Here is a 17,129-nt window from a genome sequence, read left to right on the forward strand (position 1 = left end):
CTCCCCTCACCCGACCACCAATCCACGATCCACCGGAAAGGCCGTCATGCCCAACGAACTGAACCACGTCATCGTCCACGTCAAGGACCGCCGGGAGACGGGGGCGTTCCTGTCCTGGCTGATGGACACCGCCGCCCCGCTCGAATGGGGCCGCTTCACCCAGATCACCAGCTCCAACGGCGTCGGCATCGACTTCATCGACGACATGGTGCCCACCGGCGACATCAACCGCAGCCACATCGCCTTCCTCGTCACGGACGAGGAGTTCGACGCGATACTCGGCCGCATCGCCGAGCGCGACGTCCCGTTCTGGGCCGACCCGATGCTGAAGCAGCCGGGCGAGATCAACCACGAGTACGGCGGCCGAGGCGTCTACCTCAAGGACCCGGGCGGCACCTGCGCCGTCGAATTCATGACGACGCCGTACGGGGAGAAGCCTTCGGAGCGCGCGCGGACGTAACAGCGGACGTAACAAGGGCCCGGTTCCTTCCTGCCTCCGCGATCAGGGACGATGCTTCTGATCGCGGAGGCAGGGGCCGCCGCCCGGGAAGGGAAGCACGTTCATGAGTGGGCTCGGCAGACGACAGGTCGACGCGGAACAGATCCTCGCGGAAGCACGCAAGGCGCTCTTCGTGATGTTCGGGTTCGTGGCCCTCGTTTGGGCGGTGCAGCTCGCCAACTGGAGCAGCGGCTACGCGCTCTCCCGCGACCACGGCATCGCCCCGGGCGACATCGGCACGCTCCCCGACGTCTTCGCCTCCTCGCTCCTCCACTGGAACTGGGCGCACATCGAGGCCAACTCCGGCCCCCTCTTCGTCTTCGGCTTCCTCGCCGCCTACCGCGGCGTGGCCCGTTTCCTCGGGCTGAGCGTCCTGGTGATGGTGACCAGCGGGCTCGCGGAATGGGTGTTCGGGGACGAGACCCACCGGACGGTCGGCGCCAGCGGCCTGGTGTACGGCTTCTTCGCGTACGTGGTGGTCCGGGGCCTGTTCGACCGGCACCTGATCGACACGCTGATCGGCGTCGTCATGGCGGCGTCCTACGCCTACATCCTCACCACGGCCGTCCCCGGCACGCCCGGCGTCAGCTGGCTCGGCCACCTGGGCGGTCTGATCGGCGGGGTGGCGGGCGCGTGGCTCTTCCGTGACCGCGGCCGGGACCGCGCCCGTGCCGGGGACCGCAAACCCACCCCGGGTCCCGCCCTCCCGGCGGCCCGCCCCGCCGGCAACCCGCGAGCCGCCCTGTACAAGGAGCTGGACGACCTGGGGCTCCTCTAGCCGACGCCGGGGGCTGTTCGGCCCGCGCCCCGCGCCCCCGGCTCGCGAGCCGGTACGGTGCAATCCGGAGCCTGCCGCGCCCAGGAGGACGATCATGACTGAGCAGCAGCCGAGCGGTCCCTACGGGCCGCTGATCCCGATGCCGGAGCTGACCCCCGACGCCCTGCGGGCCGCAGTCGCCAAGATCGCCCCCAGCCGTGTCCCTGCCCTGACCCGGCACCTGTTCGAAGCCACCACCAATGCGCAGAAGTCCAGCAGCCTGGCCCCCTTGCGGGCCTTCGTCCACTCCTGGGCCGTCTTCGTCGCCATCGAACGCCACCCCGAGCGCGCCGCCCGGCTCCGTGAGCTGGAGCGGATCGTGGACGAGGGAGAAGCCGACCCCACGGACGCGGTCGCCGAGATCCTGACCATCCGCAAGGCGGCCGAGACGGAAGCCGGGCTGTGAACGACTGGACCTGGGAGTGGAACCCCGAGAAGGCGGACTGCGGGAGTTCGACATCCTCAGTGGACGCGGATTCTTCTCCTTTCTCGCCGTCCCCCGTCACCATGCGATCTACATCTGCAGCATCACCTGGTACGAGTAGCCCCCGGTTAGCCCCCGGTTAGCCCCCGGCCGAAGGGCGATCCGGTGACCGGGGCTACCGCCCCGCCAGTTCCCGTTCCAAGGGTGTCCGGAAGCGCGGCGTGACCCGTACGGTGCCCAGCCACGCGGACAGGCGGGCGGCCTCCGTGGCGATCGCGGACTCCGCCTCCCGGCCGGTGTCCGTCAGGAGCCGCCAGGTGATCTCTCCGTCCGCCCGCTGTGCCCAGCCGCCGACGACGCGGCCGTTCCACCACACGGTCGGGCCGATGTTCCCGGCCCGGTCGAAGAGGGCGGGCACGTGCTCGGGGGAGAGGTACCAGTCGCGGCCGCGCCAGCCCATGGCGGTCGGGTCGAGGCCGGGCAGGAGCGCGGCCCAGGGCCCGGGCGCTTCGTCCGTGGCGGGGAGGTCGCCGGGCAGGACGTGGCCCGTGGCGCCGTCCGCGAGCTCGACCTCCTCGACGCCCACGTCCGCCAGCGCCTTGCGCGTGTCGCCGAGCGTCCAGCCTGTCCACCACTTCAGGTCGGCCTCCGTGGTCGGCCCGTACGCGGCGAGCCGGCGCCGCGTGACCTCGGCCTTGGCCTCCCGCACGTCGACGTCCGGGATCTGCGGCACGAGCGCCCACGGGTAGAGGCTGCTGGTCCACGAACCGCGCGGGCGGGCGCGCCGCAGGTGCCCGTCCGAGGCGAGCATCCGCAGCACCCGGCTGCCGACGCTCTGCCGGGCCTCGTACGGCTTGCCCGGCGACATCAGCAGCGTCTCGCGCAGCGCAGGCACGTCCTTGCTCAGTTCGGCGGTCGTGGCCTCGCCGCGCGCCGCCAGCGCGTCCAGCACCTCCCGTTCGGTGCGGGCGAGCCGCTGCTCGTCCCAGGGGGCGTGGCCTTCCGAGTTCTCCCGCAGGTGCTTGAGAAGCGTCGCCCGCTCCCGGAGGGCGATCGCGCGGGCGGTCGAGGAGCTGACGTACGGGGCGAGCTCCGTGGTGACGGCGAAGAGCGTGCGCCGCATGGACAGCAGCTTCACGAGGGTCACGTCCTCGTACAGCGCCCGCTCCACCGCTGCGGGCGAGGGCTCGGCCAGCCGTGCGCACACCGACAGGTAGACGGTGGCGGCATCGGTGGCGTGCAGCCCGACCAGGGCGTCCGCCACCTCTTCCACGGAGCCGGCCCGGTGGCCGGGGTGGAGGAGGTGGCGCCGGGCGAGGCGGGCACGGCGCTGGTCGTCGGTGACGCGGGCGCGGGGGCGGGTGCGGGGGCTGCGGCTCATGGGGGCGAGGGTAGAGGGGAAGGAGGACGGATTATGTCCTCTAGGAAATAAACGAAGAGAGCCGGATGCACAAAGCATCCGGCTCTCTCACAGCAATGTGCGCTCGGCAGGATTCGAACCTGCAACCTCTTGATCCGTAGTCAAGTGCTCTATCCGTTAAGCTACGAGCGCTCGGCTTCAAAGCGATAGTGATCGCTCGTCGGCGTTGCGGGAACAATATTACCCGACGCGGAGGAGTGCTTTTCACCGCCACGCTCGGTGACGCCTTCGCTACGGCGTACGCCGTACTGCTCGTACGACAGATCATGATGCCACGGCAGCGATGGGCTGAGCGGCGACGGAGATCAGCAACTCCGCGCAGGAAACGGCGGATTGGGCCCTCCGTCCAGGTGTAGCGTCGCCATCAGCGCTTTGAGCGCGCCCCCCTTCAAGAGGTCCCTTCATCGGGGCACTCGCCCAGGGTGCCCCGCTATGGGCTCCCTCCGGAGCGGCCACCGGTACTGGCCGTAACCCGAATGAAGGGGGGCGCCAGTGGGGCGTCACCGTAGGAAGCCTCTGCGCGAGCGGGTCGCAGCCGTGATCCGGGAGCTGTGGAGGTGGTGCACCGGCAAGTGAACCGGTGGCCGCTGGACGGTGACCGCCAGTCCTCCGAAAACCTGAGGGCTGACGGTCGGGAACCGTCTACCTGCGGTCGGCCCTCGGCCACGGGTACGGCCGTGGCTGGGCCCTTGCTGTGCCCGAGAAGGGGGGCGCCCCCTACGGTATCGGCCGAGCCTGCCGCACGCGACCCTTTCGGCCCTCGCCGCGCCTCGCGCCGAGGGTGCCGTGTCGCAGGGCGCGGGTGAAGGAACGATACGGCGCGGCGGCGACGCGGAGGGTCGGCCCTTCGGGTCGTTTGGAGTCGCGTATGAGTATGGGTGTGTGGACGCGTATGCCTTCGGGGAGCGCGATCTCTACGCAGGTGTCGACAGAACCTGAGCTGTAGCTGCTCTTCCTGAACCTCACCGTGTCTCCTTGGCGATCCTGGCGATGAAGTCGCGAGAGGCGTCGGGATCCAGCGCTTGGGTGCGCAGGCGATCGAACGCGACGTCGTAGCGTGCGACCTGGTCGTCCTCTTCAAGGTAGTGGGACGTCGTGAGTGGCTCCACAGCCACAACGGGAGAGCCCACGTCGAAGTGGAAGACCGTATAGGCGCCGTCCAGCCCCGTGTGCATGCCCGCCTTGAACGGGATGACCTGCAGCTCGATATTCGGCTGCCGGGAGACGGTGAGCACGTGTTCAAGTTGCCGTCGGAGAACGGAAGGTCCTCCGAGTTCTCGCCTGAGGCATGCTTCGTCCAACACGCACCGCAGCGTGAGCGAGGAGGAGGCCAAGATCTCCTGCCGTTTCATGCGTAGCTCAGTGGATGCTCGTGTCTCACGCGCCGTCTGCCACACGCTGATGCCTCCGATGGCCGCGTGGGCGTAGTCGGCCGTCTGCAGCACCCCCGGAATCAGAAGCGCCCCGTAGAGGTCGATGCGGGTGGCGATCTGTTCCATTTCCAGGAAGTCGGCGAATCGTTCGCTGATGACGTCCTTGTACTGCACGTAGAGGCTCTTGTGGCGGCTGCTATTGGCAAGCTCCGCGATCTCTTTGACCTCTGCGATACGCGCCGCGTCCGTAACTCCGTAGGCGGTGAAGAACTTCTCCGGATCGGTGCGCTGCCTTCCGTTCTCGACTTTACTCAAGGTCGGGCTGGACACGCCCAGCAGCTTGGCGCCCTCGGCGAGGTTGAGGCCGGCTCTCACCCTCAGTGTCTTCAGTGCCGCGCCGAGCCTTCGGCGCAACAGGGTGGGCGTGATGTCGGACAAGCGATCACCTCCTTGCGGTTCGACTCTAGCGACATCAACTGCACTGACATGTGCGAGTGTTCACTCAATCGAGGCAACTACAGGCGAAACTTTCAGCGTCGCTCACGCCGAACGGGAAGATGTGGCTGCTACCAGGAGACTCGGGGAGGCGTGAGGCTATGACCTACAGGATCGGTGCGTTTGTCGTGGACACCCGCGAGGGACGGGTCGCGCAGGTGATCGGTGGCGCGGGAAGCCGTGTGACGCTGCGCCGTCCCGGCGGCGGGCTCGAATGGGAGGCGCCGTTCGCCTCCCTGCGACTCGCTACGCGGGAGGATCGGGAGGCCGCCGGGCTATGGCCGGCGGGGTCGCGACCGATGTACGGGTGTGGGGAGTGCGCGCAGCTGGCGGCCGCTTATAAGGAAGCCGCCGCCGGGGATGATCCCCTCACGACGGGGGATGCGTTGGTGCTTCAGCGTCGTCACTGGCGGACTGTGCATATGGGGGGTGCGTGAGCGTGCGGAGTACCTGCGCTCACCGTGGGGGCTGGGCGGCCCGCACCCGGGGCGAGATTCGTTGCCGTGACTGCGGGACCGTCCGCTTCAGCGAGTACGCGGCGCTCAGGCCGCCGGGCCTGCCGTGCGCTCCTCGTGCGGCTGCTCGGCGGGTGCTCGTTGTTGGCCGGTGGGGAGGGGCGCGGCTTTCGGGCTTGCCGGTTGGCTGGGGCTGAGTTCCGCGGGTCGGGTGCGGGTTAGAACAGGCTGGCAGCGGGGGGAGGGGTGGGGGGCTCGGGTTCGGTGGTTTGGCTGTGCGGCCGGTGGGCGGTTGGCCGCCGTACTCGCGCCGTCACGGATGCGGGTGCGTGAGGAGACCGGTCTGTCCGTCCGTGGCTGAGGGGGAGCGGGCTGCTGCCGCGATGTGGTTCCTGCCGTCGTGGGCGCTTCGCTCGGCGGGCCGCCGTTGTGGCTGGGCGGGCGGCTGCCGCTGGGTGGGGGTAGGGGTCAAGACAGGCTGGCAGCAGGGGGAGGGGTGGGGGGCTCGGGTTCGGTGTGTTGGCTGTGCGGCCGGTGGGGGGTTGGCCGCCGTACTCGTGCCGTCGCGGATGCACGCGCGTAAGGAGACCGGTCCCTCCGGCCGTGGCTGAGGGGGAGCTGGTAGCTGCCGCGATGTGGTGCAGCCCGTCGTGGGCGCTTCGCTCAGCGCGCCGCCGTTGTGGCCGGGCGGGCGGCTGTCCCGAGTAGGGGGCTGGTGAGGCGAGGGGAGCTCGTGGGACTGCAGAGACGGCCAGCTGCCATCCCAGGACACTTATCCGCCGAGCTACGACCCAGGCCGGTGGCGCATGAGACAAGCGGGCCCTGGTGGGCTACTGAGGCGCGCGGGCACCATCCCGGACCACTTATCCACCACCCCACAACCCAGGCCGGTGGAATATGAGGCCGCCATGCGGCCAGAGAGCCCTACTGGGGCCACTGAGGCACCCGGCCGTCGTCCCGGGTCACTTATCCACCCGCTGCTCCAGGCCGAGCCGGTGGATATCCGTCCACAAACAGCCGCCACCCCAACTAATCTGCAGCCGGACGAGCAACCACCATGTACGCGAGCTGAGCGAAGCGCCCCCACCGGGCCCAGGCACATCGCGGCAGCTGCCAGCTCCCCCTCAGCCAAGGCCTATGCGCAAGGTCTCCTTACGCGCCTGCATCCGTGACGGCAGGAGTACGGCGGCCAACCCCCCACCGGCCGCACAGCTCGCCCACCGAACCCCCGCCCCCCACCCCTCCCCCTGCTGCCAGCCTGCCCTGACCCCAACCCCCACCCAGGGACAGTCGGCAGCAGAGCGTGCTCGTCGTCCAGGCCGGGCCGCTGATCGCCTGCAGGGCGTCGAGTCTGCCGCTGAGGCCGGCACTCGCCCATCGGCATCGGTAGCAGCGAGCCTGGCGCCGGCCTGTCCTCTCGGGCCGGTGCGCAGTAGGGTGCGCCCGCCGCCTTCTTGAGGGCGTCGCCCCACCCCCGCACCGCCCGTACCACTCGCACGGACCCACTGACGTTTCCGCGCACGGAAGGGCAGTTGCATGAGGAAGAGACACAGACGCATCGGCATCGGCCGGATGATCGCGTCCCTCGCCGTCACCATCGCCGCGCTGGTCGCCGCCGTTCCCGGGGTCGCCGCCGCCGACCCCGCGCCGTCGGAAGCCGAGGCCGACGTCAAAGTCACCGTCTTCGGATCGTCCATCGCCTCCGCCCGTAACGCCGACGGGCGGCTCGAGCTCTTCGGGACCAACAGCGGCGACGGCGTCTTCCGTCGCGCCCAGAACTCCATCGGCGGCTCGTGGTCCCCCTGGTCCCAGTTCGACGGTGCGCTGCGGGCCGTCGCCGCGGAGACCAACGCAGACGGCCGGGCCGAGCTGTTCGGGGTGAACGGCGCCGGGAACATCTTCCACCGCTGGCAGACGTCGCCGGGCGGTGGGTGGTCGGGCTGGGAGCAGCTCGACGGGGTGCTCACCTCGATCGCCGTGGCCCGCAACGCGGACGGCCGGCTGGAGCTCTTCGGCGCCAACGGTGCCGGGAACGTCTACCACCGCTGGCAGACCGCCCTCGGTGGGCCCTGGTCCGGATGGGCCCTGTTCGACGGCGGCCTGACCCAGGTCGCGGCCGAGACCAATGCGGACGGCCGCATCCAGCTGTTCGGCGTCAACAGCGGGGGAGGCATCTATCACCGCTGGCAGACATCCCCTGGCGGTGGGTGGTCGGCCTGGGAGCAGATCGACGGCCAGCTGACCTCGATCGCCGCCGCCCGTAACGGCGACGGCCGGCTGGAGATCTTCGGGACCAACAGCGGTGACGCCATTTACCACCGTTCCCAGCGGGCCGTCGGCAGCGGCTTGTGGTCGCCGTGGGTCCAGTTCGACGGCGCTCTGAGCCAGGTCGCGGCCGAGACCAATGCCGACGGCCGCATCCAGCTCTTCGGGGTCAACAGCGGTGGATATGTGTACCAGCGCTGGCAGACCTCCATCGGCGGCTCCTGGGCGAACTGGCAGCAGATGGACGGGCTGTTGAGGCCATGAACCCATGAGGCCGCCCCTCCCGGGTGGAGGCCGTGCCAAGCCGCCCGCCCCCACAGCTGGCCGGAACCGGTCCGTTCCGGCAGCCGTGGTCCGGGGAGGTGTGGGGCAAGATGGGCTTATGGGGACCTTCGCTGCGCACGATGGTCTGATCGCCGGCCGGTACCGCCTGTCCGGGCGGATAGGGCGCGGCGGCATGGGCACCGTATGGCGTGCCACGGATGAGCTGCTGGCCCGCCAAGTGGCCGTCAAAGAGCTGCACATGGACGACGGCGGCTACGGCGCCTGCCCTTCCGGGCTCTCCGACTGCGACCGCACCCTGCGGGAGGCCCGCGCCGCCGCGCTCATCAGCCATCCGAACGTGGTCGCCCTGCACGACATCGTCGTCCAGGACGGCCGTCCGTGGATCGTGATGGAGCTCGTGGACGGGCGTGCGCTGTCCGAAGTGCTGGCGGCGGAGGGGCCGGTGGGCCCGCGGGAGACGGCGCGGATCGCCATCGCCCTGTTGTCCGCCCTGCGCGCGGCGCACGCCTGCGGCGTCCTGCACCGCGACATCAAGCCACCCAACGTCCTCCTGGAGTCGGCGACCGGCCGCGTCGTGCTGACGGACTTCGGCGTGGCCCAGGTCCGCGGCGCCACGACGATCACCGAGACGGGCGCGTTCGTCGGCTCGCCCGAGTACACCGCGCCGGAGCGCATGTCGGGCGGCCCGGCGGGCCCCGCGTCCGACCTGTGGTCCCTGGGGGTGCTGATGTGCGCGGCCCTCAGCGGCGTGACGCCCTTCCGGCGCGACTCGCTGGGCGGCATCCTGCACGCCGTCGTCCACGACGAGATACGCCCGCCCGCCGCCGCGGCCCCCTTGCTGCCCGTCGTCCAGGGGCTGCTGGAGCGCGACCCGGCGCGGCGGATGGGCGCCGACGAAGCGGAGCGGCTGCTGCACGAGTATCTGGCCTCCGGGTGGGTCGACGGCGGCCGGGTCAGGCCCGCGTACGTGCCGCGCAGCCGCACCGTCCTCATGTCCGCCGTCGCCGTCGTCACCCTGGCGGGTACGGGAGCCGGCCTCGCCGTGCTGCTGGCCGACCGGGGCGCGGAGGGCGCCGGTGGCCGTCCCACGCAGGTGTCCAGCGGGACGCTCGGACGCTCGCCCGGCCCGCCCGTCACGCGCGAACCCCCGGTGAGCGCGCCCGTACGGCCCCCGGAGGGGTATCACGCCGTGCAGGACCCGGCGGGTTTCGCGCTGGCCGTGCCCGACGGCTTCACCCGCTCCTTCGAACCGCCCCGCGTCTTCTACTACTCGCGCGACCGGCAGTTCCGCCTCGGCATCCTCATCCAGGACCCGCAGGGCGGCGGGCCCGCGGGCACCCTGCGCGCCGCAGCGGCCGCGGCCCCCGACCGCTACCCGGGCTACCGCTCCGCCACCGTCCGCGAGGCCACGCACAAGGGATACCCCGCGGCCTCCTGGGAGTTCACGTGGGACGGGCCCGAGGCGGAGGCGGGTGGGGCGGTGCGTACGTACGACACCTGCTGGGAGGAGGGAGGGAAGATGTACGAGGTGTGGGTGGCGGGGCCCGCGGGGAAGGCGGCGCAGGCACGACGGCACGCCCAGGCCGTACTCGACACGTTCGTACGGATCCGGCCCGTATCCAGCCCCTAAAGCCGTATGGGGAGCGGTTTGCGCCTTCGAAGGTGCGCCTGCCCGGCCCCCCTTGGTAATGATGGGGCCATGACGAACGACGGGGGACGGCCGACCGGGCCGACCGGGGCGAGCGAGCCCACCAGCTACGACCTTCAGCCACCCAGAGCGCCGGTCGCGGCGAGCGCGCCGAACGCGGCGAGCAGCGGCATTCCCGACGCCACCGGGAGCGTCTACACGCCCGGTGCCCCGAACCCGTACGCCGCCACCCCCGCTCCGCCGCCGAGCGTCCCTCACCCCGCGGCCCCCGCCCCTGCTCCCAGCCCTGCCCCTGCTACCGGCTCCGCCCCCGACCCCGGCGCGGGCCGTCGTATCGGCAATCGCTACCGGCTGATCTCCCGCCTCGGCCACGGCGGCATGGGCACCGTCTGGAAGGCGCACGACGAGGTCGTCGACCGCGAGGTCGCCGTGAAGGAGCCGCGCGTTCCGGACCACTTGCCCGCGTCCATGCGGGAGAACGTCCACCAGCGCATGCAGCGCGAGGCCCGCGCCGCGGCCCGCGTCGCCCACCCCTCGGTCGTCGCCGTGCACGACGTCGTCGTCGAGGACGGCCGCCCCTGGATCGTCATGGAACTCGTCCGCGGGCACTCGCTCGGCGACCGGCTGGCGGACGGCACCCTGGACCCGCGCGAGGCCGCCCGCATCGGCCTCGCCGTCCTGAACGCGCTCGGCGCCGCCCACGAGGCGGGCGTGTTGCACCGCGACGTCAAGCCCGACAACGTCCTGCTCGGCCGCGACGACCGCGTCGTCCTCACCGACTTCGGCATCGCCCAGATCGAGGGCGAGCAGGGCCTCACGGAGACGGGCGCCTTCGTCGGCTCGCCCGAGTACGTGGCGCCCGAGCGCGTCCTGGGGCAGCGGCCGGGCCCCGAGTCCGACCTGTGGTCGCTGGGCGTCGTGCTGTACAGCGCGGTGGAGGGCGTCTCGCCCTTCCGGCGTTCCAACACCCAGGCCACCATGCAGGCCATCCTGTCCACCGAGCCGCAGATGCCGTCGCGCGGCGCGGGCGTACTGGGTGGGCTCGTCATGGCCCTGCTCCACAAGAACCCGGCGGCACGGCCCGGCACGGCCGAGGTCAGACGGGCGCTGGAGGCGGTCGCCCGCCCGGTGACGGCCGAGGAGGCCGCCTTCGGCGCGGCCGCCCGCCCGCAGGCCGCCGGCAGCAAGTGGGTCCCGCCCGTGCTGCAGGGCAACCGCAAGGCGCAGTGGGGGCTCGGCGCCGGCGTCGTGGCCGTCGCCACGGCCGTGACGCTGCTGGTCGTCAACCCGTTCGCCGTCGGCCCGGCCATTCCGCTGCACTGGAAGGTGCGGGACGAGCCGGAGATCGTACGGGCGTCGATGGCGGTGCCGGAGGACTACGAGAAGTCCATCGACAGCAATCAGAACTGGGTCTACTTCCAGGACCCCAGTGGCGTGTTCGGCATCTCGCTGGACAAGGACACCGCGGAGCAGCGGGCCAAGAACACGGGAAGCTTCGAACCGAAGGACATCGGCTCGGCGGACGCCGAGGCCAAGCGGCTCATCGCCCGGCACACGTCGGATCCGGGCACCAAGTTGAACGACGCCAAGGCCGATACGGTCAAGGCGTCCCCGTACCCGGGCATGCAGACGGCGGAGGTCGTCACCGTGTACCGCAAGTCCGGGAGCAACGAGGCCGACCCCAAGGCGCTGAAGCGGGAGCTGATCATCGTCAACGACGCGAAGACCGTGTCGTGGGTGCTGGAAGTGCGCATGCCCGAGAAGGGCGAAGGGCGCAAGGCCGGCGACAAGCTCTTCGAGGACGTCGTCAAGTACCTGAAGATCCAGGACAAGTGATAATCCCGGATCAATGACGTGATCCTGGGCGTGATCGGGTTACCGCCGGGTATTCAAGCGGCGGTGGTCCGTCATACGCTCCCCGTATGACGGACTCGCGGCACGGCGCACCGGAAGTGGCAGCAGTGACGACGGCGGAGGCGGCCCCCGTACCGGGGCCACCCGCCGGAGGCAATCCCGTCGCCCCGCCCGGCGTCCGCACCGCCGACGTCGTCGTCACCCCCGGTGTCGTCGCCCGTCTCACCCGAGGCGTCATCGGCTCCGGCATCACCGTCAGCCACACGCCCCTCACCGGGCAGAAGCTCGCCGACCTGCCGGAATCCACCCCGGAGGACGTGGACGCGGCGTTCGCCCGCGCCCGTGAGGCGCAGCTGCACTGGGCCGGCGTGCCCGTGGGCGAGCGCGCCGCCGTCCTGCTGCGCTTCCACGACCTGCTCCTCGACCGGCAGTCCGAGGTCCTCGACCTCATACAGGCGGAGACCGGCAAGGCCCGTCTCCACGCCCACGAGGAAGTGCAGTCCGTCGCCGTCGCCGCCCGCCACTACGGGCGCAAGGGGCCCGCCTACCTGCGGCCCAAGGCTCACACGGGCGTCGTGCCCTTCCTCACCAAGGTCACCGAGCTGCGCCACCCGCGCGGCGTCGTCGGCCAGATCGCCCCCTGGAACTACCCGTTCGAGCTGTCCGTGGGCGACGCGCTGCCCGCCTTCGTCGCCGGCAACGCGGTCGTGATGAAGCCCGACACCCAGACCGCCCTCACCGCCCTGTGGGCGCGCGAGCTGCTGATCGAGGCGGGGCTGCCCGAGGAGGTCTGGCAGGTCGTCCTCGGCGAGGGCCCGGTCATCGGCCCTGCCGTCGTCGCCCGCGCCGACTACGTCTCCTTCACCGGCTCCACCCGCACCGGCCGCGAGGTCGCCCAGAGTGCCGCGGCCCGCCTGGTCGGCTCCTCGCTCGAACTCGGCGGCAAGAACGCGATGCTTGTCCTCCACGACGCCGACGTGGAGAAGGCCGCGGCCGGCGCCGTGCGCGGCTGCTTCTCCTCCGCGGGACAACTGTGCATCTCCATCGAGCGGCTCTACGTGCACGCATCCGTCGCCGACGCCTTCCTGGAGCGCTTCACCGCCCGTACGAAGGCCCTGCGGCTCGGCACCGGCCTCGCCTACGGCGCCGACATGGGCTCCCTCGTCTCGCAGCGGCAGCTGGACGCCGTGACCCGGCACGTCGAGGACGCCGTCTCCCGGGGGGCCACGGTCCTCGCGGGCGGGCGGCCCCGCCCCGACGTCGGCCCGCTCTTCTACGAGCCGACCGTCCTCGAGGGCGTCGAGCCGTCCATGGCCGTGTGCGCGGAGGAGACGTTCGGGCCCGTGGTGTCCGTGCACCGCTTCCAGGACGAGGACGAAGCCGTCGCCCTGGCCAATGCCACCCCGTACGGGCTCAACGCCAGCGTCTGGACCGCGGACGGGCGGCGCGGCCGGGCCCTCGCGGCGCGGCTGCGCACCGGCACCGTCAACGTCAACGAGGCCTACGCGGCCGCGTACGGCAGCGCACAGGCGCCCATGGGCGGCATGGGGGACTCGGGGCTCGGCCGCAGGCACGGCTCCGAGGGCATCCTCAAGTACACCGAGGCCCAGACCGTCGCCCACCAGCGCGTCATGCCGCTGGCCCCCGCCTTCGGGCTGGACGATGAGAAGTACGCGGAGTTCATGACGCGCAGCCTGCGCGTGATGAAGGCGCTGCGCCTGCGCTGACCCGGCCGTCCCCGGCAGCATGTTGCCGTCGGGCACGTCCGGTTCGGTCGGCACGCCGAGTTCGTACAGCACCACGAGTTCGTCCAGCACCACGAGTTCGCCCGTACGGAGGCCATGGTGACAGCGTTCGACTACGACTACGACTACGACGTGATCGTCGTCGGCTCGGGCTTCGGCGGCGCGGTGTCCGCCCTGCGCCTGAGCGAGAAGGGCTATCGCGTGGGCGTGCTGGAGGCGGGCCGCCGCTTCACGCGCGAGACGCTGCCCAGGAACTCCTGGGACCTGCGCAACTACCTGTGGGCGCCCGCCCTCGGCCTCTACGGCATCCAGCGCATCCACCTGCTCGGCAACGTCATGGTCCTCGCGGGCGCCGGGGTCGGCGGCGGCTCGCTCAACTACGCCAACACCCTCTACGTGCCGCCGAAGGCCTTCTTCCAGGACCGGCAGTGGGCCGGCATCACCGACTGGGAGAAGGAGCTGCAGCCGTACTACGACCAGGCGCGCCGCATGCTCGGCGTCCGCCTCAACCCGACGATGACGCCCTCCGACGTCCACCTGAAGGCGGCGGCCGAGCGCCTGGGCGTGGGGGAGACCTTCCGCATGGCCCCCGTCGGGGTGTTCTTCGGCGACGGCGCGGACGCCGACGGCACGCACCGCGCCCGGCCCGGCGAGGAGACCGCCGACCCCTACTTCGGGGGCGCCGGGCCCGCCCGCCGGGCCTGCACCGAGTGCGGCGAGTGCATGACCGGCTGCCGGCACGGCGCGAAGAACACCCTCAACGAGAACTACCTCCACCTCGCCGAACGCGCCGGGGCCGTCATCCACCCCATGACCACGGTGGTCGCCGTGACCGAACACCGGGAGGGCGGGCACCGCGTCGTGACCGTCCCGACCGACAAGCGGCGGGGGAGCGTCCGCCCGCGGGTGCTGCGCGCGGAACGGGTGGTGATCGCCGCCGGCACGTACGGCACCCAGACCCTGCTGCACACCATGAAGGACAAGGGCCTGCTGCCCCGCATCCCCGACGGGCTCGGCCGCCTGACGCGTACGAACTCCGAGGCCCTGGTCGGCGCGCAGACCGACGACCGCCGCTACGGGAAGGCCCATGGCGGGGCCCGGGCCGACTTCACGCAGGGCGTCGCCATCACCTCGTCCGCCCACCTCGACGAGCACACCCACATCGAGCCCGTGCGCTACGGCAAGGGCTCGAACGCGATGGGCGCGCTGTCCGTCCTCCAGGTGCCGGTGGCCAGCCGGGCACCCCGGGCCGTCGCGTTCGCGGCGCGCTGCGTACGGCACCCGGTGCAGCTGCTGAGGTCGCTCTCCAACCGGCGCTGGTCCGAGCGGACGATCATCGGTCTGGTCATGCAGTCGCTCGACAACTCCCTGACCACGCACCGCAGGAGCAGGGGCCCGGGCAAGGGCCTGCTGACCGCCGTGCAGGGGCACGGGGCGCCCAACCCCAAGCAGATCCCCGCCGCGACGATGGCCGCGAGCATCGTCGCCGAGGAGATCAACGGCTTCGCCGGCAGCAACGTGGGCGAGCTCATGGGCACCCCGCTCACCGCGCACTTCCTCGGCGGCTGCCCCATCGGCGCCGACGCCTCGCAGGGCGTCATCGACCCGTACCACCGGCTGTACGGGCACCCCGGCATCACGGTCGTGGACGGCGCGGCCGTCTCCGCCAACCTCGGCGTCAACCCGGCACTCACCATCACCGCCCAGGCGGAACGGGCCATGTCCCTCTGGCCGAACAAGGGCGAGCCGGACCCGCGGCCGGAGCAGGGGCAGGCGTACGAGCGGATCGAGGCGGTCGCACCGGTGAAGCCCGCTGTGCCGGAAGGGGCCTACGGTGAGCTGAAGTTGGAGGCCGGCACCGACCGGACGGGCGGCGGCGCGGCCGGTCCGGGCGCCTCCTTCGAGCCGGGGCGCCCGGCGCTGCGGCTGCTGCCACTGCTCCCGCCGGACGGGCAGGGGCGGGGGTGCGCGTCCGGCCGTTGACGAAGGGGCGCGTTTGATCGTCGACGAGGGGGACGGGCGTGTTCGGTTGTCGACCGTCGACTGTCGACGCGGGCTGCGCTGCGGCGGCGGGCGGCCGGGGAGACTACCGGGAGCCGCGCCCGCGCCGTGCGACGGCCACCGCCCCGGCTCCCACCGCGACCGCCGCACAGGCGACCCCCAGGAGCAGAGGGGTCGAGGACGTCGAGCCGGTCGTGGCCAGCTCGCCCGTCGCCGGCAGGTCCGACAGACCGCCCTTCGGGGCCGGCTTGTCCACCACCGTCGTCACGGCCTTCCCGGGCCTGGTGGTCGTGCCCTTGGAGTCCTCACCCGTGGTGGGCTTGCTGCCCGCGGCCAGGACGTCGAAGTAGTAGTACGCGCCCGGCGAGTAGCCGCAGGTGCGGTTCCGGTCGGAGAAGAAGCCCGTCTGGAACGCCCCGCCGAAGCCGGCCGGTGCCTTGGCGTCGACCTTCAGGCGCAGCGACGCTTCCGCGAACGCGCGTGGCTTGAGGTTGCGCGTCTCGGCGAAGTAGCCGTAGTCGGCGGGCAGGGGCTCCCAGCGGCGGGAACCGGAGTTGTACCACTGCACGGTGATGTACTTCGTGGTCTCGTTCTCCAGGTTCTTCCGGTCCCAGGACCACAGCTCCATGGAGGCGGACAGGGACGCGATGACCCTGCTGGAGGTGTTGGCCGCCCGGTAGGTGAACGCGTGCCAGCCGGAGCCGGCGACGATCTCCCTTGGCAGGCCGCGGAGTTCGGTCGTCACCCACTTGTCCTCGGTGTGGGCGCGGCAGGCGTCCTCGGCCGGGGAGGCGGGGGCGGAGCTCTTCGACGCGCTGGGCGCGGGCGAGGAGGGGGAGGGGGAGACGGAGCGCCTGGCTGAGGCGCTGGCTGAGGCGCTGGGGGAGGCGCCGAGGGAGCGGCCGGCGGAAGCGGATGCGGAAGACGCGGAGGGGGATGCCGAGGCCGATGCGGATGCGGATGCCGAGGAGGAGGCCGTGGCGGACCCGTCCCCCGTCGCGAAGGCCTGGGGAGCCACGAGGATCGTGGCCGGACCGATGACGGCCATGGCGGCGGCGGTTGCCAGCGCGCGGCGAAGCTTCATGGAAATACCCCATCCGGATGCGGAGTGAAAAGGCCGTCGCGGTGGGGGGAAGTCGCGGTGTGGCCGTGCTGGTCGGCACGTACATGAGCATCGTAGGGGGAGCTGTCACGGCCCGGTTGCCGAGGGTGGGCGGGTGACCGACGTCACAGACGATTGTCGGCCGGTCGGTGCCGCGGACGTGCCTGCTGCGGAAGCGGCTGCCGCGCAAACGGCTGCCGCGAAAACGGCGAAGGGCCCCGGGCCGCCTCCGCGGGGGCGTGCGGGCGGCCTCGGGGCCCTTGACTGCCGGCACCGAGGTCAGGGCGAGGTCGGTGCCGCGGAGCGGCGCCGGGGGGAGCGCCGCGGGTCATGGGATGTGGTGGTGCGCGTCATGGGATGTGGTGCGGGCGTACGGGTGGAGCGGGCGTACGGCCTCACTGGTTCGACCAATGGCGGTTCGGGACCAGGAGGTTGGTGCTCTCTTGGCATCGTGCGGGATGGGCCGGACCCGGCGCAACCGTTTCGACCGGATACGGTCGGTTCCAGGCGTCCCCGGAACCGACCGTCTTTTCGGTGGCAACCGGGCTGCTGTCCCCTGCTGACCGGTCACCGGCACCGGAGTGAGGTCCCACGACGCGCGCACTCGCACGTCTCACACTCCGGTGGATCCGCCCTGTCGGTGCCGGGCGCCCAGGTGAACAGGGGCGGAAGCCACGCGTGGATTTCAGGTGGGCCGCTCCTGGATGGCGCGGGCACCCGGCTCAACGAAACGGGCCGCCGTGCGG

The 17,129-nt window shown here is 71.6% G+C and carries 15 protein-coding genes and 1 tRNA gene; 11 read left to right on the plus strand and 5 right to left on the minus strand.

Annotated elements, in window-relative coordinates; genetic code table 11:
• Positions 1-46: 46 nt before the first annotated feature.
• The 4 genes from FGW37_RS19615 (at position 47) to FGW37_RS33890 (ending at position 1,861) form a co-directional block, all read left to right on the plus strand.
• A complete protein-coding gene (locus tag FGW37_RS19615; RefSeq protein ID WP_179082238.1) occupies positions 47-460 on the plus strand; it encodes a VOC family protein in 414 nt (137 codons plus the stop codon).
• 103 nt (positions 461-563) lie between these two features.
• Positions 564-1,277, plus strand: a complete 714-nt coding sequence (locus FGW37_RS19620) for a rhomboid family intramembrane serine protease (RefSeq protein ID WP_179082239.1) — start codon at positions 564-566, stop codon at positions 1,275-1,277.
• A gap of 94 nt (positions 1,278-1,371) precedes the next feature.
• Positions 1,372-1,722, plus strand: coding sequence for a DUF6247 family protein (locus FGW37_RS19625; protein ID WP_246430458.1), 351 nt, complete (start codon positions 1,372-1,374; stop codon positions 1,720-1,722).
• Between the two features lie 16 nt (positions 1,723-1,738).
• Entirely contained in the window at positions 1,739-1,861 is a 123-nt protein-coding gene (locus FGW37_RS33890; protein ID WP_281394857.1) for a hypothetical protein, read from the plus strand.
• 54 nt (positions 1,862-1,915) lie between these two features.
• Here the strand turns inward: FGW37_RS33890 and FGW37_RS19630 are convergent, their stop codons facing one another.
• The 4 genes from FGW37_RS19630 to FGW37_RS19645 form a co-directional block, all read right to left on the minus strand.
• Positions 1,916-3,121, minus strand: coding sequence for a winged helix DNA-binding domain-containing protein (locus FGW37_RS19630; RefSeq protein ID WP_179082240.1), 1,206 nt, complete (start codon positions 3,119-3,121; stop codon positions 1,916-1,918).
• A gap of 98 nt (positions 3,122-3,219) precedes the next feature.
• Positions 3,220-3,292, minus strand: a tRNA-Arg gene (locus FGW37_RS19635).
• Between the two features lie 585 nt (positions 3,293-3,877).
• Positions 3,878-4,126 (minus strand): DUF397 domain-containing protein, encoded by a 249-nt coding sequence (locus FGW37_RS19640; RefSeq protein ID WP_179082241.1) that lies wholly within the window; start codon positions 4,124-4,126, stop codon positions 3,878-3,880.
• The gene (locus tag FGW37_RS19645) at positions 4,123-4,971 is read right to left on the minus strand and encodes a helix-turn-helix domain-containing protein (RefSeq protein ID WP_179082242.1); all 849 of its coding nucleotides are present in this window, start codon (positions 4,969-4,971) and stop codon (positions 4,123-4,125) included. Before FGW37_RS19645 ends, FGW37_RS19640 begins: the two co-directional genes overlap by 4 nt.
• Before the next feature lie 496 nt (positions 4,972-5,467).
• Between FGW37_RS19645 and FGW37_RS34185 the strand changes: the two genes are divergently transcribed.
• From FGW37_RS34185 to FGW37_RS19670, 6 genes are all read left to right on the plus strand, one after another.
• Positions 5,468-5,680 carry a DUF6255 family natural product biosynthesis protein gene (locus FGW37_RS34185; RefSeq protein ID WP_425506653.1) on the plus strand — a complete coding sequence of 71 codons (213 nt, stop codon included), beginning with the start codon at positions 5,468-5,470 and terminating at the stop codon, positions 5,678-5,680.
• 1,339 nt (positions 5,681-7,019) lie between these two features.
• Entirely contained in the window at positions 7,020-8,012 is a 993-nt protein-coding gene (locus tag FGW37_RS19650) for a PLL family lectin (RefSeq protein ID WP_179082243.1), read from the plus strand.
• A 118-nt stretch (positions 8,013-8,130) separates the two neighbouring features.
• The gene (locus tag FGW37_RS19655; RefSeq protein ID WP_179082244.1) at positions 8,131-9,663 is read left to right on the plus strand and encodes a serine/threonine-protein kinase; all 1,533 of its coding nucleotides are present in this window, start codon (positions 8,131-8,133) and stop codon (positions 9,661-9,663) included.
• Positions 9,664-9,732: 69 nt separating this feature from the next.
• Positions 9,733-11,517 carry a serine/threonine-protein kinase gene (locus tag FGW37_RS19660; protein ID WP_179082245.1) on the plus strand — a complete coding sequence of 595 codons (1,785 nt, stop codon included), beginning with the start codon at positions 9,733-9,735 and terminating at the stop codon, positions 11,515-11,517.
• Between the two features lie 86 nt (positions 11,518-11,603).
• The gene (locus tag FGW37_RS19665) at positions 11,604-13,262 is read left to right on the plus strand and encodes a succinic semialdehyde dehydrogenase (RefSeq protein WP_179082246.1); all 1,659 of its coding nucleotides are present in this window, start codon (positions 11,604-11,606) and stop codon (positions 13,260-13,262) included.
• 114 nt (positions 13,263-13,376) lie between these two features.
• Entirely contained in the window at positions 13,377-15,263 is a 1,887-nt protein-coding gene (locus tag FGW37_RS19670) for a GMC family oxidoreductase N-terminal domain-containing protein (protein ID WP_179082247.1), read from the plus strand.
• 103 nt (positions 15,264-15,366) lie between these two features.
• Here FGW37_RS19670 and FGW37_RS19675 read toward each other — a convergent pair whose 3' ends face one another.
• Positions 15,367-16,026, minus strand: a complete 660-nt coding sequence (locus FGW37_RS19675) for an LAETG motif-containing sortase-dependent surface protein (RefSeq protein WP_179082248.1) — start codon at positions 16,024-16,026, stop codon at positions 15,367-15,369.
• A 4-nt stretch (positions 16,027-16,030) separates the two neighbouring features.
• Between FGW37_RS19675 and FGW37_RS19680 the strand changes: the two genes are divergently transcribed.
• A complete protein-coding gene (locus tag FGW37_RS19680) occupies positions 16,031-16,393 on the plus strand; it encodes a hypothetical protein (RefSeq protein ID WP_179082249.1) in 363 nt (120 codons plus the stop codon).
• Positions 16,394-17,129: the final 736 nt, after the last annotated feature.

The organism is Streptomyces rectiverticillatus (genome assembly GCF_013394065.1).
GTDB lineage: Bacteria > Actinomycetota > Actinomycetes > Streptomycetales > Streptomycetaceae > Streptomyces > Streptomyces rectiverticillatus.

What these genes read in the sequence shown, in the direction of transcription:
- FGW37_RS19615 (WP_179082238.1), top strand. Translation starts at nt 47, where the DNA reads ATGCCCAACGAACTGAACCACGTCATCGTCCACGTCAAGGACCGCCGG.
- FGW37_RS19620 (WP_179082239.1), top strand. Translation starts at nt 564, where the DNA reads ATGAGTGGGCTCGGCAGACGACAGGTCGACGCGGAACAGATCCTCGCG.
- FGW37_RS19625 (WP_246430458.1), top strand. Translation starts at nt 1,372, where the DNA reads ATGACTGAGCAGCAGCCGAGCGGTCCCTACGGGCCGCTGATCCCGATG.
- FGW37_RS19630 (WP_179082240.1), bottom strand. Translation starts at nt 3,121, where the DNA reads ATGAGCCGCAGCCCCCGCACCCGCCCCCGCGCCCGCGTCACCGACGAC.
- FGW37_RS19650 (WP_179082243.1), top strand. Translation starts at nt 7,020, where the DNA reads ATGAGGAAGAGACACAGACGCATCGGCATCGGCCGGATGATCGCGTCC.
- FGW37_RS19655 (WP_179082244.1), top strand. Translation starts at nt 8,131, where the DNA reads ATGGGGACCTTCGCTGCGCACGATGGTCTGATCGCCGGCCGGTACCGC.
- FGW37_RS19660 (WP_179082245.1), top strand. Translation starts at nt 9,733, where the DNA reads ATGACGAACGACGGGGGACGGCCGACCGGGCCGACCGGGGCGAGCGAG.
- FGW37_RS19665 (WP_179082246.1), top strand. Translation starts at nt 11,604, where the DNA reads ATGACGGACTCGCGGCACGGCGCACCGGAAGTGGCAGCAGTGACGACG.
- FGW37_RS19670 (WP_179082247.1), top strand. Translation starts at nt 13,377, where the DNA reads ATGGTGACAGCGTTCGACTACGACTACGACTACGACGTGATCGTCGTC.